The following is a 20,912-nucleotide window of genomic DNA, read 5'->3' on the forward strand; positions in this document are numbered from 1 at the left end:
ACCGTTATTTAGCGATCGAAGTCAGGAAGCTAGTACATGAAGTCTCCGGTTGTTGCCAGCCGACAATCCTGGTTTGCGCGCAATCGAATGGCGCTGTTGACGGTGGCGATCGTCGCCGCCTATGCGCTGTTCATCGAATGGTTCTGGGGGTGGTCATCCATCCTCGGTCAGTGGGCTCAAGTCGGTGCGTTGCCCGTTGTTGCAGCGCTTGCCCTCCTGACCAGTACCTATTTCTTGCGGACCTGGCGTATCTATGACTATTTTCCGCGCGAAACCTCCGGCCGCTTCCGGGCCCTGTTCCGCGTCACCCAGATCCACAACCTGCTGAACATCATGTTGCCGTTTCGGACAGGCGAGACCAGCTTTCCGCTGCTGATGCGCACGGAGTTTGGAATTCCGTTGGCCAGGGGTACGTCTGCGCTGTTCGTCATGCGGCTTCTGGACCTGCACGCTTTGCTGGCTGCCGCCGGCATGGGCTTCGCCCTCGAATCCTCGCGGGGCATTCTGGCGTGGCTGGCATGGACCGTCTTTCTGTTGCTTCCGGTGGTGGCGTTCGCCGCTCGCAGGCCGCTGTTGCAGTTCGGGGGCAAGTTGCTCCCGTCGAAGGCTCGGAAGTTTGTTGCCGAGGTCGAGCACGGTTTGCCGGCAAATCCCTCTGCCTTTGCGCGAGCCTGGGCGATGACGGTGATCAACTGGCTGGTCAAGGTCCTGGTGTTGGCCTGGGCGCTGCGGCTGATGGGCGTTTCGCCTGCGGCAGCCAGCTTTGGCGGTGCACTCGGCGGCGAGCTGTCGTCGGTCCTGCCCATGCATGCGCCGGGTGGCGTCGGAACCTATCCGGCGGGGATAACCGCCGGTGCGATGGCGCTCGGAGCGCCGACCGAAAGGACTGCCATTGCCGCACTGGCTCAGGCAAGCGTCAATGCCCACCTGCTGGTCATCGTCTCGGCGCTGACGGGCACGGCAATCTCATTGCCGTTCGGCCGCCGCAAGGTCTGAAATCCGCTTCCTCAGGAATGCCTGTTCCGGTGCCTGCCGGCAGAGAGCCAGCGCCGTCTCGTAAGCTGCGACGGCCTCCTCCTTGCGTCCAAGCCGTCGCAGGAAGTCCGCCCGTGCGGAATGGGCGAGATGGTAGGAGCCGAGATCGCCCGATCGAAGAATCGCATCGACGAGATCCAGCCCTTCTGCGGGCCCATCCCGCATGGCGATGGCGACGGCACGATTGAGTTCGGCAATCGGCGAGGGCTGTACCGACAGCAGGAGGTCGTAGTAGGCAGCGATCTGCCGCCAGTCTGTATCCTCCGGCGTCTTCGCCCGCGCGTGTTCGGCAGCGATGGCCGCCTGCAACGTATAGATCCCGATTTCGCCTCGCCCCATGACCTCCCGAAGCAGTCTCAGTCCTTCGGCGATCATGCCGCGATCCCAGATGGTTCGGTTCTGGTCGGCAAGGAGCACAAGTTCGCCGTTGGGACCGGATCTCGCAAGACGGCGGGAATCCTGCAGCAGCATGAGCGACAACAATCCGGAAACGTCCGGATGCGGCAGAAGCGCGGCCAGCAGCCTCGCAAGCCGGATGGCCTCGAGGGCGAGATCCGTGCGGATCATTTCGCTGCCGGAGGAGGCCGAATACCCCTCGTTGAACACGAGATAGATCACGTGCAGTACACGGTCGAGCCGTTGAGGCAGCTCCTGGCGGCCCGGCACCTCGTAGGGAATTCCCGCTGCGCGAATCTTGCTCTTGGCGCGGACGATCCGCTGCGCCACCGTTGGCGCGGGAACCAGAAACGCATGAGCAATCTCTTCCGTGGTCAGGCCGCAGACCTCGCGAAGCGCCATCGCCATCTGTGCATCGGATGGAATCGCCGGATGGCAGCACGTGAAGATCAGCCGGAGCATGTCGTCTTCGATAAGATCCATGTCGCCGATCTCCTCTTCATCGGCAGAGGAATAGAGACTGTCCTCGATGTCCTTGGACGAAGCGTCGAAGCGCGAACGGCGGCGAATATGGTCGATTGCACGGAAGCGGCCGGTCGATACCAGCCATGAAAACGGATTCGCGGGCACGCCATCGCGCGGCCAGGTGCGTGCCGCTGCCGCGAATGCGTCATGCAGGGCTTCCTCCGCCTTGTCGAAGTCGCCGAGCAGGCGGATGAGAGTCGCCAATACCCGGCGCGACTGCGATCGGTAGATATCTTCGATCACGTTTTCCAAGGTTTCACTCCGGCAGCGTCAGGATCCTCACCGGGCGAATCTCCACGGCTCCCACCCGCGCACAGGGAATGCGTGCGACGACCGCCTTGGCCGTTTCCATGTCCGGCGCGTCGATCACGTAGAGTCCGGCCAGGTGCTCCTTCGTCTCTACATAGGGGCCATCCGTGGTGCTGAGTTCGCTGTTTCGAACGCGAAGCACGACGGCCGTTTCAGGCGGCTCCAGCGCGTCGGCATGGATCAGCGTGCCGTCGCGCAGCAGTTCTTCGTCCACACGGAAATGGTCCCGGACGATATCGTCGGTCTCAGAAGCCGTCAGCGTACCGTCGACGTCGGCAGAGTTGTAGATAAGACAGACAAAACGCATCGCATCATCTCCCGTCCTTGATCGAATAGGCCTGGCGTATCTCCACCGATGCATATTTCAGTATTGGGAATGTGGAGACGACCGCCTTTGCCTCGGCCATGCCAGGCGCTTCGATCAGCACGAAGCCGCCAAGATGCTCCTTTATCTCGGCGAATGGCCCGTCGGTTGCCGCCGCCGTCCCATTTCTGATGCGCAGCGTAACGGCAGCCGACGGCTCCTGGAGCGCGAGCGCCGTCTCCAGCACGCCCCGGTCGCGCCATTGGTCGTCGCTGGCGATGCACTCCTGGGTCAGGACGTCCCATTCTTCCTGCGGCACGAGCTTGCTTGTCTCGGTGTCGAACCAGATCTGACAGAGGTACTTCATCGTTATAGCCTCAATTTTCGATGGGGATTTCGTAGATTGGACGGACTTCGATCGATCCCATCCTGGCGAGCGGAATGCCCGCGGCCACGCGAATGGCGTCGTTCAGGTCCTTCGCTTCGATGAGGATGAAGCCGCCGAGCTGCTCTTTCGTCTCAGCATAGGGGCCGTCCGTCACCGACATCTCGCCGTTGCGGACGCGAACTGTAACGGCACTCTTCGGAGATTGCAGTGCTTGAGCGGCAATCATGTGCCCGCTCTGGACCAGATCCTCGTCATAGGCGAGGGAGTCTCTGTCGAGCTTCTTCTTTTCCGCGCTTGCCATGCCCTCGACTTCTGAAGGCTCGAACCAGACTTGGCATAGATATCTCATGGTCGTCGCTTCCCCCGAACTGTGCCCTGACAGTCCTTGGACGTTCAACCTAAGTGGATTTCGACAGCAAGGGAAAATATCTTTCTGCAGATGTCGGCGTCGAATCGAAACGATCGCGTTCGACCACTGACCGTCAACAACATGGAGTGACGGTCATGAGCCTATTCGAGATTGCGCTGGCGAGCCAGATGCTGGCGCGCCGCCATCGTGGCAATCCAATCGATCCCCTGGAACGGGATCTCCCGAGCGTGCGTGCGGTAGTCGCACGGCTGGCGGCCGTTCTGGCGGTGTTTGCCGTGGCCATCGTCATATTGGACCTTGCGGGCGACGGCTACGGGCAGCAGGATTTTACAGGAAGCACGGTTGCCGCGTCGCGGCAGTAAGGAAACGGCCTATTGGAAGGCCGTTTCGAAGAAGCTCCGGAGCTTGCGCGAATGCAGTGCTTCCGGCGGCATCGCGGCGAGCTTCTGGACCGCGCGGATGCCGATCTGCAGGTGCTGGTTGACCTGCGTTCGGTAGAAGGCGGTCGCCATGCCCGGCAGTTTGAGTTCGCCATGCAGAGGCTTGTCGGAAACGCAAAGCAGCGTGCCGTAGGGGACGCGAAACCGGAAGCCGTTGGCAGCAATCGTTGCCGATTCCATGTCGAGCGCGATGGCACGGGCCTGCGACAGTCGCTTGACTGGTCCGCGCTGGTCGCGCAGTTCCCAGTTGCGGTTGTCGATCGTGCCGACGGTGCCGGTACGCATGATGCGCTTCAGTTCGAAACCTTCGTAACCGGTGATCTCGGCAACGGCTGCCTCCAGAGCGACCTGCACCTCCGCCAGCGCCGGGATCGGCACCCATACGGGCAGATCGTCGTCAAGAACGTGATCCTCGCGCATGTAGGCATGCGCCAGCACATAGTCCCCGAGCCGCTGGCTGTTGCGCAGTCCCGCGCAGTGGCCGAGCATCAGCCAGGCATGCGGCCGCAGCACCGCCACATGGTCGGTGATGGTCTTCGCGTTGGACGGGCCAACGCCGATGTTGATCATCGTGATCCCGGCGTGCCCCTTCTTCTTGAGGTGATAGGCCGGCATCTGCGGCAGGCGCGTCAGCGTGACGTCCGTTTCCGGATGGCTGCAGCCGGGATGGGTGACGATGTTGCCGGGCTCCACAAATGCCGTGTAGCCGTCGCCACCGCCGTCCTCCATCATCTTGCGCGCCCAGGAGCAGAACTCGTCGATGTAGAATTGGTAGTTGGTGAACAGCACGAAGTTCTGGAAGTGCTGCGCGCTTGTTGCCGTGTAATGCGAGAGGCGCGCCAGCGAATAGTCGATGCGCTGCGCCGTGAAGGGTGCAAGCGGCGACGGTTCGCCGGGCGGCGGCAGGTATTCGCCGTTGGCGATCTCGTCATCGGTGGTGTTGAGGTCTGGCGTATCGAAGAGATCCCGCATCGGCACATCGGTGAAGGCGGACGCGGAAGCCTCCACATGCGCGCCTTCGCCGAAGGCGAAATGCAGCGGAATCGGCGTCGTCGATTCCGAGACGACCACCGGTACATTGTGGTTGCGCATCAGAAGACCAAGCTGCTGTTTCAGGTAGTGCCTGAAGAGCTGCGGATGGGTGATCGTCGTCGTGTAGACGCCCGGCGCTGTCACGTGCCCGTAGGAAAGGCGCGTATCGATGTGGCCGAAACTTGTCGTCTCGATGCTGACCTGCGGATAGAAGGCGCGGTAGCGGGATGTGAGCGGCGCGCCCTTGGCGAGCGTGGTGAAGTTCTCGATCAGAAAAGCCGTGTTGCGCTCGTAGAGTGCGGTCAACGCATCGACGGCTTCCACGGGATCGTCGAACGTCTGCGGCACGAACGGCGTGGGGGACAAAATGTCGAGAGGGGCAGAAGGAGAGATTCGTTTGCTCATGAGACATTATAGAGCGTTGTTTTTGACAAGCAAACGACGCGTTCCCCGGGAACGCACAGTTTCCAACGACGATGCGTTAGTTCATTGCCGTGCAGTGCGGGCCGTTTTTGTCGAGGCAGGTGTAGTTCGCGCCGAAGTGCGACTGGGCGCCGCCACCGGCATTACGGTTGACGACAGCCGAAAACGAAACGGCGAAGATCGCCGCAAAGAGCGTAATGATGGTGAAGCGTCTTGCCAGTATCAACACGTCCATGTCCATGTCCTTGCTCCATGTGGTGTGCAGCAGCGCGTTGCTGCATCTTGCCGATGCGCCGCGCTTTACTCTGACACCGTTTTGCCATGGTCCGGCTGAACCGGTGCTGAGACGGCGGTTCATCCGCCGTTCAGGAAGCGGGCCCGCGCTGCAGGCGCTGCAGATTTCTTCGATGGCAAGGAAATAGGAGAAGGCGCCCGGCATGGACCGAGCGCCTCGCGTTAGTCCGGCTGTTTCAAAGACGCGTCCAGGTCTGCGACTTGCACAGGACCGACATGACGCATCCCTTCATCCTCAGCGTGCTGCCGGAGATGATGCCCGAACCGCTATAGGTCTTGTTGTTGGCGGGATCGGTGATTTCCCCATTGTAGGTTCCGTCGGTTCCCGCGAGCCTGCCGATGTTCCGGCCTGCGAATTTGCCGGTTTTCAACGTGATGCAATAGCTCCCGCCGCAGGATGCAATCACTGCCGTGTCCCCCGCCATGGTCTTCCACCTGCCCACGATGGGCTCGTCTGCATGGGCAAGCGTCGCCGAAAGCGCCAATGCGCCTGCGAGAATCAAGCTGCGGATCATCTGTTCCTCCCTGTTGTCCAAACGGCGCGGAAAATAACTGACGCGAACGTAAAGGTAAATATGAGCGAGGCGCGATAAAATCGCAAATCCGGACGTCGCAAGCGGCTGAAGACGACCGCTTCCAATCTTATCAGCTCATTTCGTGGTGAATGAATGGTTGATTTTCAAATCTGAATTTTCCGTAAATCCGGCGCCGGAATCCTTAATTTGCAAGCCATCCGATGTTTAACGAAAACCCAATTTTACCAAGTGTTTGCACTTTGTTTGTCTCAAATTAATCATGCATTTTAGGCGTTTTTTGAAAGCGCTCCTGCATAGTGGAGACATCAAACGAGCGGGGCAAACCCGCCGAACCCAAGGACCAAACGCCGCGTTAGACGGCAAGGCCCGGACGGTAAAACAGGGTAAGTCGACAACAGGCTAAACAGGGATAAAACCGATGGCACGCTTTGAAATGCACAATGCTGAAATGGCCACCATGGGTGGCGACAACAACGCCGATGTCTTCTGCGAAATGGGTCTGATGTATGCAACCGGCCGCGGCTGCGCCGTCGATCTGGTCGCGGCTCACAAATGGTTGAACATCGCCGCAATCAAAGGCAACGATCGTGCGGCCGAACTCCGCGCCGATCTCGCCGCAAGCATGGACAAGATGCAACTGGCCGAAGCGCTCCGCGCCGCCCGCGAATGGATGACGATCCACTGAGGCTCATCGCGCCCGCGACAACGAGATAAGAACAACACCTCGGAAGAGGGGGGTGGCAGGGCCTGCATGGGTCGATGCCAGAATGAAGAACCGCGACCGGCAGGAACAAGGCCGGCGCGGTTCGTGTCGTTTGCGATCAGCCGAGCGACTTGAGAACCTGCGGCAAGGCATCCTCGAACAGGGCCAGATCGGCTTCAGGACCGACGCTGACACGGATGCAGCGGTTGAGCGGCGCGACACCCGGCATGCGGATGAAGACTCCGTGCTGCATGAGCCCGTCTACGATCGCGCGGGCATGGGCGCCGTCGCGCCCGGCATCGATTGCGACGAAGTTGGTCGCGGACGCGAGGGGCGCGAGGCCGTTCGCTCTCGCGATGACGGAAATCCGATCCCGTGCTGCATGAATATTGGCAACCACTTCGGAAAGGTAGGCCTGATCCTTCAATGCCGCGAGCGCAGCCACGGTTGCCAGCCGGTTCATGCCGAAATGGTTGCGGATCTTGTCGAAAGCCAAAGCTGTGCCCGGCGTGGATATGGCGTAGCCCACCCTGGCGCCGGCAAGGCCGTAGGCCTTCGAGAAGGTACGCGTGCGAATGACGTTTGGCAGGTCGATCAGCGACGTGATCGAGGGTAGGGCGGCTGCCGGACCCGTTTCGCTGTACGCTTCATCGAGAATGAGAAGCGTCGTCTCAGGCAGCGCCTTGGCAAAGGCCACGATGCTGCCTGCATCCCACCAGCTTCCCATCGGATTGTCCGGATTTGCGAAGTAGACGAGCGGCGGATTTTGGCGCTTCACCGCATCGAGCAGCCCTTCCAGATCTTCGCGATCATTGCTGTAGGGAACCGTGACCAACTGGCCGCCGAAGCCCGCAACATGGAAGTTGAAGGTCGGATATCCCCCAAGCGACGTCACGACGGGCGCGCCGGGTTCGACAACCAGGCGCACGATCTGGCCGAGCAACTCGTCGATGCCACCGCCGATCGCGATGTTCGCAGCCGCTGTTCCGAGATGCGCGGCAAGCGCTTCCTTCAGGGTATGATTTTCCGGGTCGTTGTACTTCCAGATGTCGCCGGCCTGTTCGCGCATGGCCGCCAGCACCGACGGGGCGGGGCCGAAGCCGTTCTCGTTTGCGCCGATGCGCGCTTTGACGAGAAGCCCGCTCTGGCGCTCGATCGCTTCGGGGCCGACAAAGGGAACGGTGGAGGGAAGGGCGCTGGCGAGCGGAGTGAAGCGCGAGAAGGCGGACATTCTAGGGCATTTCCCAAGGCTGTGAAAATCGCGCCAACAATAGGCGCTGACATGGCCAAGGCAAGGAAGATTATTCGCCGAAATGTCCGAATTACATGCTGATCGTGCGGCCCGCCTGGATGGCTTCCATGTTGCCGATCATGAAGTCGGCGCGGACGACGTTTCGCAGCACTTCGGGCTCGATCGTGTTGATAAATCGAACGTTGATCCGTTCATTGCGGCGAAAGACTTCGGCGCAGCCGATCCGATAGGCAAGGCCGAGAATGTTCAGGTAATAGTGCTTCGGCAGACCGGTGGTCGATGAAACGAGGAACGTGGCACCGCCTCGTGAAATGTCGATGATCTCGGCGCTGCGCACCGATATTCCGGTCAGGCAGGGACGAACGGCAACGATTCGGGCGGGACGCCTGACGCTGAACAGTTCCCAGCGTGTCTCATAGACTTCCGACTTGACGGTCGCGAGGTGTGTGGCACGAAGCATCGACATGGCAGCTGGCTCCCCAGACCAAGATAATCCCAGTCTTCCAGGCAGACCCTCACACGAATGATTTTCGCATTTGTCAAAGAAGAATATACAATTTTAGGGAAGCAGGATTTTGTTCGCCCGCATCACGCGAATGTCCGCACCGCAACGAAACCGCCAGCCGCCGTCAGCGCAGTCACGAACCCGCCCCAGGCAAGATCCACCAGGCTCATTGCGAGCGGCCAGTTTTTCAAGGTGGCGAGATTGGTGAGGTCGTATGTGCCGTATGCGGCAAGTCCGAGAACCGCGCCATAGCCAATTGCCGTGATGACGGAGCCGGCACCGAGCGCTGGAGCAACTGCGAGAATCGCCACTGCGGCGGCAAAAAACAGGTAGAAAACGGCCGCAACCGCGGGATTTGGCGAAGGTAACATCATGTCGCCGAGCTGGTCGCGGTAGAATGTTCGGGCAATGACCCCGAGCCAGATCACATCGAGGACAACCAGGGTGGCGAGCGAACCGGCATAGGCGATGACTGCGGTCTTCATCTGAATTTTCCCGTGAGCATGTCCTTCTACGCGCCGAAACGGGATTGGATCGTCCCGAATGCGAAATCTCCCGATGCGGCCCGAACTCTTTCGGCGTCTACACGTTTGCATTGAGTACGGGGCGCATCAGCGCTCGGATAAAACAGCGAGGAAATGAAGATGGCTGACATCAGGGTGCCGCGGAAATCATGGGTAGTTGTTTGCGACGGAGGGAAGGCTCTGATCTTGCAGAACGATGGCGATGCCGGAGGGGTAGATCTGAGCGTCAAGGAGACGTTGAGCCAGCCGAATGAGCCCGACCGTGAGCTAGGCACCGGCAAACCGGGGCGAACGCATGCTGCCGACGGAAGGAGCGGAAGCGCGGTAGAGGAAACCGATTGGCACGAACAGGCCGAGGTGGAGTTTCTGAAGCAGGTGGCGTCGAGATTGGAGATGCTGGTCCGGGAGAGGGACGCGCAACATATCGTGCTTGTAGCGCCGCCGAGGGCACTCGGCACCCTGAGGGTAAATCTCAGTCCCGGCGCGCAAGCGATGATCTCGGCAGAACTGGCCAAGGACTATACCAATCTGCCAATCGAGCAGATCGAGCGGCGATTGGTTGCCTGATCACACATGAAGCGACGGGGAAGCGGCACGCTTTTCCGTCGCCGAAAGACGTCAGCTTTCGAAATTCAGCCGCAGCACATGATGCAGGAATTCGGGGTTGATCAGCATGTTGAAGCTGATCGTGACAAGTTCGCCCTCGCGCTTGACGACCGTTGAGCCGATCTCATCGTGAATGCCGAGTATTTCCAGGAAAAAATGGTTTGGAACCTCGAGGTTTGGGCTGACTTCGAGGACCGCGCCCGCCAGGGTGATCGTGCGGATCAGGCACCGGACCTGAGTGCCGGTGCTGAGGTGATGGCCGACGAAGATGATTTTGCCGGGACGGTCGAGCGAAAACTCCCGGTACGCCTGCTCGGGCTGGGGATGCTCGGTATCGAGGTGCATCTGAAAGGCCATGTTAGCCTCCGCTTGTTGTCTGGTTTCAATCTAGCTCAAGAATGCTGTCAAATTCTGAATAACGTCTTTAAGATCCGAACCTTATGCGTGCCTTGACGGCAAATCGGCTTATTGTTGGGCAGGATCTCGCGATCTTTGCTGCAAATTTACCCATCTTGACAGTCTTGGCGATGTTGCTGCATATCGAAGGCGGTATGAGGCGCCAGCCGCTCGCGGATGAAAATCCTTGGTGAAGCCTTTGCAGTACATGGTCACAGCCATTTTTGAGCATGCTGACTGACGGAAATGCGAGCCCCTTTTACAGTCGATAGCATGCCTTTCGAAAGGCTGAACCTATGATTTACCCTTCAATCGATGATCTGAAGGTCCAGGCAAAACGCTTGCGTCAGGCCATGGAAACGAGCGGCACCTCGCTGTCTCACAGCGCTGCGTTGGAACTCGTTGCCAGGCAGCAAGGCGCTCGCGACTGGAATACCCTCGCCGCACTCGCCGCCAAGTCGAACGCACAGCCGGTCACTTCAATTGCCGTGGGTGCGCAGGTGAGCGGCCGTTACCTGGATCAGCCGTTCACCGGCAGGATTCTGGCGCTCGCCGAACTCGCGGGCGGTCTTCACAGGATCACCATCCATTTCGACAGTCCGGTGGACGTGGTGACGTTCGAGAGCTTCTCGGCCTTCCGACAGCGCATCACCGCGCAGATCGACGGAAACGGCGTATCGCCGCGAAAAACCTCGAACGGCGTCCCCCACCTCGTTCTGAGCATCTGAGACTTTTGGCATAGAAAACAAGCCGCGCTGTTGAGGCGCGGCTTTCGATGTCACGCCTTCAACAGCCATTCGTGCTCCGGGGCATTGTGGAATTTCCACACCCGCTTCGGGCCGGCCATGACGTTCAGGTAGTAGAGGTCGTAGCCGTGGCAGGCGGCGCACGGGTGATAGCCCTTCGGCACCAGCGTCACGTCGCCGTCTTCAAGCACCATCACCTCGTCCAGCGATCGATCGTCTGTGTAGACGCGCTGAAAGCCGAAGCCCTGCGGCGGGTTCAGGCGGTGATAGTAGGTCTCTTCGAGGAAGCTCTCGTTCGGCAGGTTGTCCTGGTCGTGCTTGTGCGGTGGATAGGAGGAGGTATGACCACCCGGCGTAATGACCTCCACGACCAGCAGCGAATACGCCGAGGCATCGTCCTCGGGCATGATGTTGTTGACGTGGCGCACGTTCGTGCCCTTGCCGCGCGTGAGGGCAGGATGCGTACCGGGCGGGATCGCCTTGGCTTCGTAGGTGCCGCCGCCTGGCGCCGAGCAGACGGCGAGTTCGAGATCCGTCTCCGCCGTGACCGACCATGCGGATTCCATCGGGATATAGAGCGCGTGCGGCGCTCCGTCGAACGGGCTCATACGCTCGCCGAGCGTCCCGAAGTCCTTCGTGCCGGCCATGGCCTTGCCCTTGCCGCTCACCCAGACGAGGCAGATCTCCCGCTCGCCGGTCTCCCCCGACGCCGTTTCACCCGGTTTTAGCCGGTACATATCGAACCCGACATAGGTCCAGCCGGCACTTTCCGGCGTGACATGGGTAACCCGGCCGTTCTTGCCGGATGGCTTGACCTTGAGATTCGGCATTGGTGTTTCTCCTCGTCAATTGGTGGGTGCGAACCCCTCATCCGGCTGCCGCGCCGGCACTCTCCGGTTTCACCTTCTCCCCGGCGGGGAGAAGGTGCCCGAAGGGCGGATGAGGGGGCCACTTGCTCCGATGATTTGCGAAACCTTTATTCTACCCTCGGAAAACCTTCCGTCTCCACGGTATAGCCCGCGGCCGTCATCACCCGCATCAATTCGGCGTGGCCGATCTCGGCCATTTTCTGCGGCGGCGCCTTGCGCGGATCCTGCTCTGCCTCGACAACGAACCAGCCCTCATAACCGTGATCGGCCAACCGCTGGACGATGGCGCCGAAATCGAGCGAGCCGTCTCCCGGCACAGTGAAGGCGCCCAACGCCACCGCGTCGAGGAAGGACTGGCGGCTGCGGTCTAGTCCGTCCACCACAGGTTTGCGGATGTCTTTGACATGAACATGGTTGATACGAGCGTGATGGTTCCCGATTGCCCGCAGCACGTCGCCGCCGGCAAAAGCCAGATGCCCGGCATCGAGCAGCAGCGGAATACCTGCGCCCGACTGGCGCATGAACGCATCGAGTTCGGGCTCGGTTTCGACCACTGCGGCCATGTGATGATGATAGGAAAGCGGCATGCCCTGGTCGGCGCACCATTCGCCGAACGCGGTGACGCGCCGCGCATAGGCTTTCATCTCGTCGTCGGAGAGGCGCGGCTTCGTCGCAAGCGGCTTGGAGCGGTCGCCCTGTATCGAGCGGCCGACTTCGCCATAGACGATGCAGGGCGCATTGACCGCTTTGAAAAGCTCGATCATTGGCGCGATGCGATCCTTGTTGGCGGCAAGTTCCTCGTCGACCAGCGTGCCTGAGAACCAGCCGCCGCACAGCGTGACGTCGGCGGCGCGCAGAATGGGGAGCATTACCTTGGGATCGTCGGGAAAGCGGCGGCCTTTTTCCATGCCTGTAAAGCCGGCGGTGCGCGATTGGCGCAGGCATTCCTCGAGGGACACATCGTCGCTGAGATCAGGAAGATCATCGTTCCACCAAGCGATGGGCGACATGCCGAGTTTGGCCTTCATTACTATTTCTCCTCATACATTGGTGGCAGCGGCTCCCATACGCCTTCCGGCAGGAGGCTCCTCAAAAGCTGTTCAGCCGATGCGCTGGGCGGCTCGCGCGTCGACGTAGGCCTTGTGCGCTTTGTTGACCTGTTCGCGGGGGCTCACTTCCGGCACGGCGACATCCCACCAGTGGCCGCCGGCTTCGGTTGTGACAAGCGGATCGGTATCGATGACGAACACCGTGGTGCGATCGTTCTTCCTCGAATCGGCGATCGCCTTCTCCAGTTCCGCGATGGAGGCCACCTTGACCGCGATCGCACCCATGCTTTCGGCATGTGCGCGAAAATCGATCTCCGGCATCACCTCGTGATAGGAGTCCTTGAGCAGATTGTTGAAGTTGGCGCCGCCCGTGCCCATCTGCAGCCGGTTGATACAGCCATATCCCCTGTTGTCGAGCAGGACGATGTTGAGCTTGAGGCCGAGCATCACGGAGGTCGCAAGCTCGGAATTCAACATCATGTAGGAGCCGTCGCCGACCATGACGACGACATCCTTTTCGGGATGCGCCATCTTGGCGCCGAGGCCGCCGGCGATCTCGTATCCCATGCAGGAGAAGCCGTACTCCATGTGGTAGCTGCCGGGAACCGTAGCCGGCCAAAGCTTGTGAAGTTCGCCGGGAAGGCCGCCCGCCGCGCAAAGCGCGACAGTATTCTCTCCGCCGATCGAGCGCACGACCGCGCCGATCACCTGTGCGTCGGAGGGGAGTGCAGCATTGCTGGTCGCCATCGCCTTGGTGGCAGCGTCCAGCCAGATCTTCTTTTCCTTCTCGGCTTTTGCGGCGAGCGTTGCCGGTGCCTTCCAGCCGGAAAGACCGGAGGAAATAGCCTTAAGGCCCTCGCGCGCGTCGGCGACCAGCGGATGCGCGTCATGCTTGACGGCGTCATAGGCCGCGATATTGACGCCGATGATCGAGAGCTTATCGTTCTTGAAGAGGGCCCACGAACCGGTGGTGAAATCCTGGCAACGAGTGCCGACCGCGATAAGGAGATCCGTTTCCTCGGCGAGTGCGTTGGCGGCCGACGTGCCGGTGACGCCAACCGAACCGAGTGCCAGGGGATGCCGCTCGTCTATAGCCGATTTGCCGGCCTGGGTTACGACGACGGGAATGCCGTGCGCTTCGGCAAATGCCGTCAGTTCCTTGGTCGCCCGTGAATAAAGCACGCCGCCGCCGGCGATGATGACGGGCTTTTCCGATTTCTTGATGAGCGCGATGGCGTTTGCGAGCTCGTCGGCGTCCGGTCGCGGGCGGCGTGTCGTCCAGATACGCTCCTCAAAAAAGCTCTCGGGATAGTCGAAGGCTTCGGCCTGCACGTCCTGGCAGAGCGACAGCGTCACCGGACCGCAATCGAGCGGATCGGTCAGCACCTGCATGGCGCGCTTCAGCGCCGAGATGATCTGTTCCGGCCGCGTGATGCGGTCGAAATAACGCGATACGGGACGGAAGGCGTCGTTGGCCGAAACCGTGCCGTCGCCAAAATCCTCGATCTGTTGCAGGACGGGATCCGGTGCACGATTGGCGAAGACGTCGCCGGGCAGGAAGAGGACAGGAACGCGGTTGACATGTGCAACCCCCGCTGCCGTCACCATGTTGAGGGCGCCTGGACCGATCGAGGTCGTGCATGCCATGAAGCGCTGGCGGAAGCTCGCCTTGGCATAGGCAATTGCCGCGTGTGCCATGCCCTGTTCATTGTGAGCGCGGTAGGTCGGCAGCTCGCCGCGCACCTGATAGAGCGCTTCGCCCATTCCGGCGACATTGCCATGCCCGAAGATCGCCCAGACGCCACCGAAAATCGGCACCTTCTTGCCGTCGATCACCGTCATCTGCTTCTTCAGGAAATGCGCAATGGCCTGCGCCATCGTCAATCGGATCGTCTTTCCCATCGGGTCCTCCCGCAATTCTTGCACCTGTTTCTCCTCCCCAACCCTGCCCTTTTTTGGGGGGTGGGGAGGGCTCTTGTCTCTAGTCAAGCCCGCGCGTCTTGAGCCAGGCCTCGGTCAACTGCCGGAAGCGTCCAGCCATATCGGCGATCGCGTCCTCGTCGTTCATCTTACCCGAAAGCCAGCCGCGTGCAGCGTCAGCGAAGATCGTGCGCCCGACAGCAAAGCCCTTGACCGAAGGTGCCGCCAGCGTTGCCTCGAAGCCCTTGACGAGTTCGTCGGCCGGCGCTTCCAGCCCAAGCAGCACGATGCCGCGGCACCATGGATCGTTCGTGGCAATCACGGCATCGATCTTCCTCCAGGCAACTTTCGAAGCCTGCGGCTCGAGCTTCCACCAATCCGGCTTGATGCCGAGCGCGTAAAGCTCCTCCATGGCAGTCGAAATCGTATCGTCCGTCAGGGGGCCGTTCTTGCCGGAGATGATTTCGACCAGCAACTCGCGGCCGACCTTGCGCGCCGCTTCGAAGAGCGTGCGCAGCTTCTCCTGCTGCTCCGCCTTCAACTCGGCCGGATCGTCCGGGTGATAGAAGCACAGGCACTTGATGCAATGGTCGAGTGGCCATTCGACAAGCTGGGAGCCGATATCCTGGCTGAATTCGAACCTGAGCGGCTTGGAACCCGGCAACTCGACCGGGCGACCGATCCAGGCGAAGTTCTTGGTTGCCGCGTCGAAGAATGCGTCGCGGCCGAAGCGTTCGTCGATCAGCATGCCGTACCCGCTGCGGCCGTTGGCGACGCGAGCAGCCGCTTCGACGGCAAGCCGCTTGAAGGCCACGATCCTCTTGTGATCGACGCCGAGTTCGTCGCAGACGCTGGTCAATTGCGAGCGGTGATCGATCGCGAGCGCCATCAGCAGGGGAATCTCGCCCTTGCGCGTCGAGGCCCAATGAATGTGATTGATCGCCTCGTCCTTGCGCAGCGCCCGGTGCTTGCTGCCATTCTTGAGGAAGAAGTCGAGTTCTGCCCAGGTGGGATACTCCGGTGAGCAGAGCAAACGGGAAACCGCGAATGCGCCGCAGGCGTTCGCCCAGGTCGCGCAGGTTTTCAACGGCTCGTCCTTCAGCCAGCCGCGCAGGAAACCGGACATGAAAGCGTCGCCCGCACCGAGCACGTTGAACACCTCGATCGGAAAGCCCTCGCCGACGATACCGGCCTCGAGATCTTCGGCGACAGGGCCGTCATAGACGATGCAGCCCATGGCGCCGCGCTTCAGGACGATCGTCGCAGGCGATAGGCGGCGAATTTCCCGGAGTGCACCAAGCACGTCGTCGGCGCCGGAGGCGATCAGGATCTCCTCCTCTGTACCCACGATCAGGTCGCAATCCGGCAATGTCTCTTTCATTTTGGATGAAACGCGGTCGGACTTCACATAGCGCTCGAAGCCCTCGGCGTGGCCGGCAAGGCCCCAGAGGTTCGGCCGGTAGTCGATGTCGAAGATCACCTTGCGGCCGTTCGCCTTGGCGATGCGGATCGCCTTGCGCTGAGCGGCTTCCGTGTTCGGGCGCGAGAAATGCGTGCCGGAAACCAGGACGGCACGCGAGGATTTGACGTAGGCTTCGTCGATATCGCCTTCCTCAAGCGCCATGTCGGCGCAGTCGGAGCGATAGAAGATCATCGGCGAAACGCCTTCGGCTTCCACGGCGAGAAGCACAAGCGCCGTCAGCCGCTGCTTGTCCGTAATGATTCCGTCGGTAGCGACACCCTCGCGCGCCGATTGCTCGCGGATGAAACGCCCCATCTGTTCGTCCCCGACGCGGGTGATCAGGCCGGATTTGAGGCCGAGGCGGGCCGTTCCGATGGCGATATTTGCCGGACAGCCACCCACCGACTTGGCGAAGGAACCAATATCCTCGAGCCGTGACCCGATCTGCTGGCCGTACAGATCGACCGACGACCGGCCGATTGTGATTACATCAAGCGACAGCTCCGGTTGCGAGCCCGGATTCGATTGTACCATGATGTCCTCCCGATCGTTTCAGCCCGGCGTAGCGCGCCGTTGATTTTCACCAATGAAACATCGGTTCCGTTTAAATGTCAATTCAGAATGTTTGTTCCATTTTGATGTTGCTAGCTTTTGCCCGCGCGCTTGCGCCTCCGCTCGGCAATCGCCACGGGAAGGGCCATGGTCAGCGCCATGGAGGCCGACAGCGATCGGAACCCCGCAAAATCCGCTTCCGCTACCTCGAACCAGCATGTTGCGCTGGAAGCGAGCGGGGAGAAGGCAGAATCGGTGATGGCGACGACCGGTACGCCGCGCGCTGCCAGTGCCTCTGCCTGGCCCAGGCTTTCGGCCGCATAGGGCGAGAAGCTCGCCGCGATGGCAGCATCCTTGCCTGTCGCGAACTGCACCGTCTCCACATCGACGCCATTAGGCGAGGCGACGATCTGATGGCGAATGTTCAACTTGGAAAAGGCGTAGCTCATATGCGCGGTCAGCGGATAGGAGCGCCGCTTGGCGATCAGGTAGATGGTATCCGCAGCCGCCAGAATGTCGACTGCCTTCGCGAATGTCTCGGTTTGCAGCGTGGCGGCCAGCCGGTTGATCGACTGGCCTGCGGCGGAGATGAAGCCGGAGAGAAGATTGGCATCCTCATCGTCGCCGCCGGATTGCTCGAGGGTGACGAGCCGCTCCTCGTAAGTCAGCGTCCGGTCGCGCAGGCGCTCGCGAAAAATGCTCTGCAGATCGGAGAAGCCGTCATAGCCGAGGTGATGTGCCAGGCGCACGAGCGTCGACGGCTGCACGTCCGACGCGGCTGCGATGCTCGCCGTCGTCCCGAATGCGATTTCGTCGGGATTGCCGAGCGCAAACGCGGCGACCTGCGCAAGCCGCTTCGGCATGCTGGCCTTGCGCTCGATGATCGTGCTGCGCAGGCTTTCGAAATCGCGCGGAACACGCGCCGGATTTGGGGAGTCAGTGTTCATGAGTTCGATCCGCGAAATGAAACGTATATTCCAGATTGCCGACAATAGATGATTTCGATCAGTCGGCCTATCTGTTTTTACCTGCTGAAAAATATGAGGTTCAGGCCGCTTGTCGCGTATCTGTGATGTTGATGGCGCTGCCAGCGGCCTTGCCAAAACGGTCTAAACATTCCAAATTCCCGCAGGATGGAGGAGATATGATGCAGCCACTTGGCGTCGGCCTGATCGGCACGGGCTACATGGGAAAGTGCCATGCGCTCGCATGGACTTCCGTCAGGGCCGTATTCGGTGACGTGGCGCGTCCGCGCCTTGTCCATCTGGCGGAAGCAAATATCGATCTGGCGCAAGCGCGCGCCGCCGAGTTCGGCTTTGAAAAGGCCACCGCCGATTGGCGCCTGCTGATCTGCGATCCGGAGGTCGACGTTGTCTCCATCACCACGCCGAACCAGTTTCACGCAGACATGGCGATCGCGGCCCTTCAGGCCGGCAAGCATGTCTGGTGCGAGAAGCCGATGGCGCCTGCCTATGCCGACGCCGAGCGAATGCTGCATGCGGCAAAGGCGTCCGGAAAGGCCGCGGTCCTCGGCTATAACTATATCCAGAATCCGGTCATGCGGCACATCAGGGCTTTGATCGGCGAAGGCGCGATCGGCGCCGTCAATCATATCCGTGTCGAGATGGACGAGGACTTCATGGCCGATCCGGACGCCTTCTTCTATTGGAAGAGCGAGCTTTCCGCAGGCTACGGCGCACTCGACGATTTCGCCGTCCATCCTCTGTCGCTGCTCTGGTACCTTTTCGGCCACGTCGAGGCCGTCGTCACGGACATGGTGAAGCCCTATGCCGACCGACCGCTGAAAGACGGCGGTCGCCGCGCTGTCGAGAATCATGATGCCGCCACGGTGCTCCTGCGCCTTGGCGGCGGTATATCGGCCGTATTGATGGCAAACCGCGCCGCCTGGGGCCGCAAGGGCCGTATCGCGCTGCAGATATATGGATCCTCCGGCTCCATCTCCTACGACCAGGAGCGCATGAACGAATTCGAGCTCTATCAGGCGCAAGGCCGTGGCACCGAGCAGGGATTCCGCAAGATCCTGACGTCGCCCGCCCATCCGCCCTACGACCGCTTCGTACCGGCTCCGGGACACGGTCTGGGGTTCAACGACCTGAAGATCATCGAATGCCGGGAACTCATACGTGCAATTTCCGGTGAGCCGTCGTCCATCGTCACCTTCGAAGACGGTCTCAGGATAGAGAAGTCCGTTCATGCCATGGCACAGTCCTTCCACGAACGTCGCTGGATCGAAATCGGCTGAAGGTCGATTCGCTCGCAGTTGACGACGCCAGGGGCAGGGGGTAGGCCATTGCCCAACCGCGCGAATGTATGTGGGAGTGACGACGTGACGGACAGAGTGGTGATCATCGGCGCGGGTCAGGCAGGCTTTGCTCTGGCCGCCAAACTGCGTGCGCTCAAGGATACGCGCCCCATCACAATCATCGGCGCGGAAGATGTGCTGCCCTATCAGCGGCCGCCTCTCACCAAGAAGTACCTGCTTGGCGAGATGAGCTTCGACCGGCTGCTGTTTCGCCCGGAACATTGGTACACCGACAACGACGTCGAAATCAGGCTTTCCACATGGGTCGAGCAGATCAAGCGAGATTCGAAACAGGTGATGCTGCAGGACGGCTCCGTTCTCGACTACGGCACGCTGGCGCTGACGACGGGTTCCACCCCGCGCGGCCTTCCTGCCGCGATTGGCGGCGATCTCGCCGGCGTCTATGTCGCCCGCGACAAGCGCGACGCCGATCTCCTGGCCGGCGAGATGCGCCCGGGCCGCCGTGTCCTTATTATAGGCGGCGGCTATATCGGCCTGGAAGCCGCTGCGGTCGCTCGCCATCTTGGACTTGAAGTGACTGTCATTGAAATGGCCGACCGGATTCTGCAGCGCGTCGCTGCCAAGGAGACGGCGGACATCATGCGTGTGATTCACGAGGCGCATGATGTCGTGATCCGCGAAAAGACCGGGTTGAAGCAGTTGGTCGGCCGTGACGGCAGGGTGGTCGGCGCACAGCTCTCCGACGGAACGACCATCGACATCGATTTCGCTGTTGTCGGCATCGGCGTCGTGCCGAACGACCAGCTTGCGAAGGAAGCCGGGCTCGAAGTGACGAATGGCATCGTCGTCGACGAATTCGCCCGCACATCCGATCCCTCGATCTTTGCCGCGGGCGACTGTGCGGTACTTCCGTGGCAGGGCGGGCGCATCCGTCTCGAATCGGTGCAGAATGCCGTCGATCAGGCCGATGCCGCCGCCGCAGTCATCGCCGGCGGCAACGCACCGTACGAACCGAACCCCTGGTTCTGGTCGGATCAGTACGACGTGAAGCTGCAGATCGCCGGCTTTAATTTGGGATACGACGAGACCCTTCTGCGCCCCGGCGCTCGCGAGGGCGCGCATTCAGTCTGGTATTTCAAGAACGGCACCTTCATTGCCGTCGATGCGATCAATGACGCGAAGGCCTATGTCAGCGGCAAGAAGATGCTGGAATCCGGCATAAACCCCGACAAGGCTATCCTCGCCGACGCATCGGCCGATCTCAAGCAATTGCTGGCCCAGCGCTAAGCCGGCTTTTCTTCCTTGGAGAAAGCCGAAAAAGCGCTTGCGTCACCCGGCGAATGACTCTATCAGGCTCTCGACCGGAGAGGTGGCCGAGTGGTCGAAGGCGCTCCCCTGCTAAGGGAGTATACCCGGAAGGGTATCGTGGGTTCGAATCCCATCTTCTCCGCCACTTTCCCTAGTTCACACCGAAGTCATGGATTACAGCTTGTGCCTGGGACACAGGCAACAACAGAGTGCCCCGCGCACGTCGCGCCGATGCATCACTCTCCCGAAGACGGCATCAAAATCGCAGACGCTCCGACTTCACCAAATTCTTTTCATGGTAGCGGCATCTCGGATGGTGCGGAGCTGACTCCAATGTTCGGATCGATGCTTCGCGAATCCAGCGTCAACAGAATCGAAACGAGAATCATCAACGATCAGCAAAACTGATTCTGCGCCGCTCTCGCCGCGTTGCCGCCACGCGGTCGAGCGCAAATGTCCTGCCGCCATGTCGAAAGCGCCGAATCTGGCGGGAAACTGGTTCCAATGTGGCACATTCTCCGCCGTTTGCCGGATGGCAATGCCGGTAAATACCCGCAAACGCAGCACTTTCTTAACAGAGTATAAAGAAACGGCTGGGCCGGTGCCGCATTTGTGACCTTTCAGCAACAGCGCATACGTAAGGCTGTCGCAAATACCCCAAACGGGCAAGTTGGTGATTGCGTG

At 60.7% G+C, this 20,912-nt stretch carries 23 protein-coding genes, 1 tRNA gene and 1 pseudogene; 8 read left to right on the plus strand and 17 right to left on the minus strand.

Annotation, left to right across the window (positions count from 1 at the left end):
• Positions 1-36 precede the first annotated feature (36 nt).
• Positions 37-996: a lysylphosphatidylglycerol synthase transmembrane domain-containing protein gene (locus tag ASC97_RS29505; protein ID WP_057471890.1), complete on the plus strand. Its 960-nt coding sequence runs from the start codon at positions 37-39 to the stop codon at positions 994-996.
• Here the strand turns inward: ASC97_RS29505 and ASC97_RS29510 are convergent.
• From ASC97_RS29510 to ASC97_RS29525, 4 genes are read right to left on the minus strand one after another with little or no spacing between them, the layout of a single operon-like run.
• On the minus strand, positions 967-2,208 hold the full coding sequence (locus tag ASC97_RS29510; protein ID WP_057471891.1) for an RNA polymerase sigma factor: 1,242 nt from the start codon (positions 2,206-2,208) through the stop codon (positions 967-969). The two genes, ASC97_RS29505 and ASC97_RS29510, sit on opposite strands and share 30 nt — an antisense overlap.
• 4 nt (positions 2,209-2,212) lie before the next feature.
• The gene (locus ASC97_RS29515) at positions 2,213-2,572 is read right to left on the minus strand and encodes a YciI family protein (RefSeq protein ID WP_057471892.1); all 360 of its coding nucleotides are present in this window, start codon (positions 2,570-2,572) and stop codon (positions 2,213-2,215) included.
• 4 nt (positions 2,573-2,576) lie between these two features.
• Positions 2,577-2,936, minus strand: a complete 360-nt coding sequence (locus ASC97_RS29520; RefSeq protein WP_057471893.1) for a YciI family protein — start codon at positions 2,934-2,936, stop codon at positions 2,577-2,579.
• 10 nt (positions 2,937-2,946) lie between these two features.
• Positions 2,947-3,306: a YciI family protein gene (locus tag ASC97_RS29525; RefSeq protein WP_057471894.1), complete on the minus strand. Its 360-nt coding sequence runs from the start codon at positions 3,304-3,306 to the stop codon at positions 2,947-2,949.
• 155 nt (positions 3,307-3,461) lie between these two features.
• On the opposite strand from ASC97_RS29525, the gene ASC97_RS29530 reads away from it, so the two are divergent.
• Complete coding sequence (locus ASC97_RS29530; RefSeq protein ID WP_156390499.1) at positions 3,462-3,689, plus strand: hypothetical protein; 228 nt, start codon at positions 3,462-3,464, stop codon at positions 3,687-3,689.
• 9 nt (positions 3,690-3,698) lie between these two features.
• Here the strand turns inward: ASC97_RS29530 and ASC97_RS29535 are convergent, their stop codons facing one another.
• The 3 genes from ASC97_RS29535 to ASC97_RS29545 form a co-directional block, all read right to left on the minus strand.
• Positions 3,699-5,204 (minus strand): AMP nucleosidase, encoded by a 1,506-nt coding sequence (locus ASC97_RS29535; protein ID WP_057471896.1) that lies wholly within the window; start codon positions 5,202-5,204, stop codon positions 3,699-3,701.
• Between the two features lie 76 nt (positions 5,205-5,280).
• Positions 5,281-5,661, minus strand: a complete 381-nt coding sequence (locus ASC97_RS29540) for a hypothetical protein (RefSeq protein ID WP_057471897.1) — start codon at positions 5,659-5,661, stop codon at positions 5,281-5,283.
• A gap of 31 nt (positions 5,662-5,692) precedes the next feature.
• The gene (locus tag ASC97_RS29545; RefSeq protein ID WP_057471898.1) at positions 5,693-6,031 is read right to left on the minus strand and encodes a DUF2147 domain-containing protein; all 339 of its coding nucleotides are present in this window, start codon (positions 6,029-6,031) and stop codon (positions 5,693-5,695) included.
• 439 nt (positions 6,032-6,470) lie between these two features.
• Here ASC97_RS29545 and ASC97_RS29550 point away from each other — a divergent pair, with 439 nt between their 5' ends.
• Positions 6,471-6,737, plus strand: a complete 267-nt coding sequence (locus ASC97_RS29550; RefSeq protein WP_057471899.1) for a sel1 repeat family protein — start codon at positions 6,471-6,473, stop codon at positions 6,735-6,737.
• A gap of 136 nt (positions 6,738-6,873) precedes the next feature.
• Here ASC97_RS29550 and ASC97_RS29555 read toward each other — a convergent pair whose 3' ends face one another.
• From ASC97_RS29555 to ASC97_RS29565, 3 genes are all read right to left on the minus strand, one after another.
• Positions 6,874-7,986 carry a pyridoxal phosphate-dependent aminotransferase gene (locus ASC97_RS29555; protein ID WP_057471900.1) on the minus strand — a complete coding sequence of 371 codons (1,113 nt, stop codon included), beginning with the start codon at positions 7,984-7,986 and terminating at the stop codon, positions 6,874-6,876.
• A gap of 91 nt (positions 7,987-8,077) precedes the next feature.
• The gene (locus tag ASC97_RS29560; protein WP_057471901.1) at positions 8,078-8,473 is read right to left on the minus strand and encodes a hypothetical protein; all 396 of its coding nucleotides are present in this window, start codon (positions 8,471-8,473) and stop codon (positions 8,078-8,080) included.
• Between the two features lie 122 nt (positions 8,474-8,595).
• A complete protein-coding gene (locus ASC97_RS29565) occupies positions 8,596-8,997 on the minus strand; it encodes a DUF2177 family protein (RefSeq protein ID WP_057471902.1) in 402 nt (133 codons plus the stop codon).
• A 159-nt stretch (positions 8,998-9,156) separates the two neighbouring features.
• Here ASC97_RS29565 and ASC97_RS29570 point away from each other — a divergent pair, with 159 nt between their 5' ends.
• Complete coding sequence (locus ASC97_RS29570) at positions 9,157-9,603, plus strand: baeRF12 domain-containing protein (RefSeq protein ID WP_057471903.1); 447 nt, start codon at positions 9,157-9,159, stop codon at positions 9,601-9,603.
• A gap of 51 nt (positions 9,604-9,654) precedes the next feature.
• Here ASC97_RS29570 and ASC97_RS29575 read toward each other — a convergent pair whose 3' ends face one another.
• Positions 9,655-9,987 (minus strand): hypothetical protein, encoded by a 333-nt coding sequence (locus ASC97_RS29575; protein WP_037084548.1) that lies wholly within the window; start codon positions 9,985-9,987, stop codon positions 9,655-9,657.
• 347 nt (positions 9,988-10,334) lie between these two features.
• On the opposite strand from ASC97_RS29575, the gene ASC97_RS29580 reads away from it, so the two are divergent.
• The gene (locus tag ASC97_RS29580; protein ID WP_057471904.1) at positions 10,335-10,766 is read left to right on the plus strand and encodes a glyoxalase superfamily protein; all 432 of its coding nucleotides are present in this window, start codon (positions 10,335-10,337) and stop codon (positions 10,764-10,766) included.
• 50 nt (positions 10,767-10,816) lie between these two features.
• Here ASC97_RS29580 and iolB read toward each other — a convergent pair whose 3' ends face one another.
• From iolB to ASC97_RS29605, 5 genes and pseudogenes are all read right to left on the minus strand, one after another.
• Positions 10,817-11,614: a 5-deoxy-glucuronate isomerase gene (gene iolB, locus ASC97_RS29585; RefSeq protein WP_057471905.1), complete on the minus strand. Its 798-nt coding sequence runs from the start codon at positions 11,612-11,614 to the stop codon at positions 10,817-10,819.
• 146 nt (positions 11,615-11,760) lie between these two features.
• On the minus strand, positions 11,761-12,681 hold the full coding sequence (iolE, locus tag ASC97_RS29590; RefSeq protein WP_057471906.1) for a myo-inosose-2 dehydratase: 921 nt from the start codon (positions 12,679-12,681) through the stop codon (positions 11,761-11,763).
• Between the two features lie 72 nt (positions 12,682-12,753).
• Positions 12,754-14,604: a 3D-(3,5/4)-trihydroxycyclohexane-1,2-dione acylhydrolase (decyclizing) gene (gene iolD, locus ASC97_RS29595; RefSeq protein WP_057471907.1), complete on the minus strand. Its 1,851-nt coding sequence runs from the start codon at positions 14,602-14,604 to the stop codon at positions 12,754-12,756.
• 79 nt (positions 14,605-14,683) lie between these two features.
• On the minus strand, positions 14,684-16,618 hold the full coding sequence (locus ASC97_RS29600) for a bifunctional 5-dehydro-2-deoxygluconokinase/5-dehydro-2-deoxyphosphogluconate aldolase (RefSeq protein WP_057471908.1): 1,935 nt from the start codon (positions 16,616-16,618) through the stop codon (positions 14,684-14,686).
• Between the two features lie 82 nt (positions 16,619-16,700).
• Positions 16,701-17,583, minus strand: a pseudogene (locus ASC97_RS29605) (MurR/RpiR family transcriptional regulator).
• 200 nt (positions 17,584-17,783) lie between these two features.
• On the opposite strand from ASC97_RS29605, the gene ASC97_RS29610 reads away from it, so the two are divergent.
• From ASC97_RS29610 to ASC97_RS29620, 3 genes are all read left to right on the plus strand, one after another.
• Positions 17,784-18,899 carry a Gfo/Idh/MocA family protein gene (locus ASC97_RS29610; RefSeq protein WP_057472076.1) on the plus strand — a complete coding sequence of 372 codons (1,116 nt, stop codon included), beginning with the start codon at positions 17,784-17,786 and terminating at the stop codon, positions 18,897-18,899.
• Between the two features lie 84 nt (positions 18,900-18,983).
• Entirely contained in the window at positions 18,984-20,207 is a 1,224-nt protein-coding gene (locus ASC97_RS29615) for an NAD(P)/FAD-dependent oxidoreductase (RefSeq protein ID WP_057471909.1), read from the plus strand.
• Positions 20,208-20,283: 76 nt separating this feature from the next.
• A tRNA-Ser gene (locus ASC97_RS29620) sits at positions 20,284-20,373 on the plus strand.
• A gap of 134 nt (positions 20,374-20,507) precedes the next feature.
• Here ASC97_RS29620 and ASC97_RS34385 read toward each other — a convergent pair.
• On the minus strand, positions 20,508-20,855 hold the full coding sequence (locus ASC97_RS34385) for a hypothetical protein (protein WP_156390500.1): 348 nt from the start codon (positions 20,853-20,855) through the stop codon (positions 20,508-20,510).
• Positions 20,856-20,912: the final 57 nt, after the last annotated feature.

This window comes from Rhizobium sp. Root1203, from assembly GCF_001424945.1.
Taxonomy (GTDB): domain Bacteria; phylum Pseudomonadota; class Alphaproteobacteria; order Rhizobiales; family Rhizobiaceae; genus Rhizobium.

Coding starts and splice junctions, on each gene's coding strand:
- ASC97_RS29505 (WP_057471890.1), top strand. CDS start 37: ATGAAGTCTCCGGTTGTTGCCAGCCGACAATCCTGGTTTGCGCGCAAT.
- ASC97_RS29515 (WP_057471892.1), bottom strand. CDS start 2,572: ATGCGTTTTGTCTGTCTTATCTACAACTCTGCCGACGTCGACGGTACG.
- ASC97_RS29520 (WP_057471893.1), bottom strand. CDS start 2,936: ATGAAGTACCTCTGTCAGATCTGGTTCGACACCGAGACAAGCAAGCTC.
- ASC97_RS29525 (WP_057471894.1), bottom strand. CDS start 3,306: ATGAGATATCTATGCCAAGTCTGGTTCGAGCCTTCAGAAGTCGAGGGC.
- ASC97_RS29530 (WP_156390499.1), top strand. CDS start 3,462: ATGAGCCTATTCGAGATTGCGCTGGCGAGCCAGATGCTGGCGCGCCGC.
- ASC97_RS29535 (WP_057471896.1), bottom strand. CDS start 5,204: ATGAGCAAACGAATCTCTCCTTCTGCCCCTCTCGACATTTTGTCCCCC.
- ASC97_RS29540 (WP_057471897.1), bottom strand. CDS start 5,661: ATGCCGGGCGCCTTCTCCTATTTCCTTGCCATCGAAGAAATCTGCAGC.
- ASC97_RS29545 (WP_057471898.1), bottom strand. CDS start 6,031: ATGATCCGCAGCTTGATTCTCGCAGGCGCATTGGCGCTTTCGGCGACG.
- ASC97_RS29550 (WP_057471899.1), top strand. CDS start 6,471: ATGGCACGCTTTGAAATGCACAATGCTGAAATGGCCACCATGGGTGGC.
- ASC97_RS29555 (WP_057471900.1), bottom strand. CDS start 7,986: ATGTCCGCCTTCTCGCGCTTCACTCCGCTCGCCAGCGCCCTTCCCTCC.
- ASC97_RS29560 (WP_057471901.1), bottom strand. CDS start 8,473: ATGTCGATGCTTCGTGCCACACACCTCGCGACCGTCAAGTCGGAAGTC.
- ASC97_RS29565 (WP_057471902.1), bottom strand. CDS start 8,997: ATGAAGACCGCAGTCATCGCCTATGCCGGTTCGCTCGCCACCCTGGTT.
- ASC97_RS29570 (WP_057471903.1), top strand. CDS start 9,157: ATGGCTGACATCAGGGTGCCGCGGAAATCATGGGTAGTTGTTTGCGAC.
- ASC97_RS29575 (WP_037084548.1), bottom strand. CDS start 9,987: ATGCACCTCGATACCGAGCATCCCCAGCCCGAGCAGGCGTACCGGGAG.
- ASC97_RS29580 (WP_057471904.1), top strand. CDS start 10,335: ATGATTTACCCTTCAATCGATGATCTGAAGGTCCAGGCAAAACGCTTG.
- iolB (WP_057471905.1), bottom strand. CDS start 11,614: ATGCCGAATCTCAAGGTCAAGCCATCCGGCAAGAACGGCCGGGTTACC.
- iolE (WP_057471906.1), bottom strand. CDS start 12,681: ATGAAGGCCAAACTCGGCATGTCGCCCATCGCTTGGTGGAACGATGAT.
- iolD (WP_057471907.1), bottom strand. CDS start 14,604: ATGGGAAAGACGATCCGATTGACGATGGCGCAGGCCATTGCGCATTTC.
- ASC97_RS29600 (WP_057471908.1), bottom strand. CDS start 16,618: ATGGTACAATCGAATCCGGGCTCGCAACCGGAGCTGTCGCTTGATGTA.
- ASC97_RS29610 (WP_057472076.1), top strand. CDS start 17,784: ATGCAGCCACTTGGCGTCGGCCTGATCGGCACGGGCTACATGGGAAAG.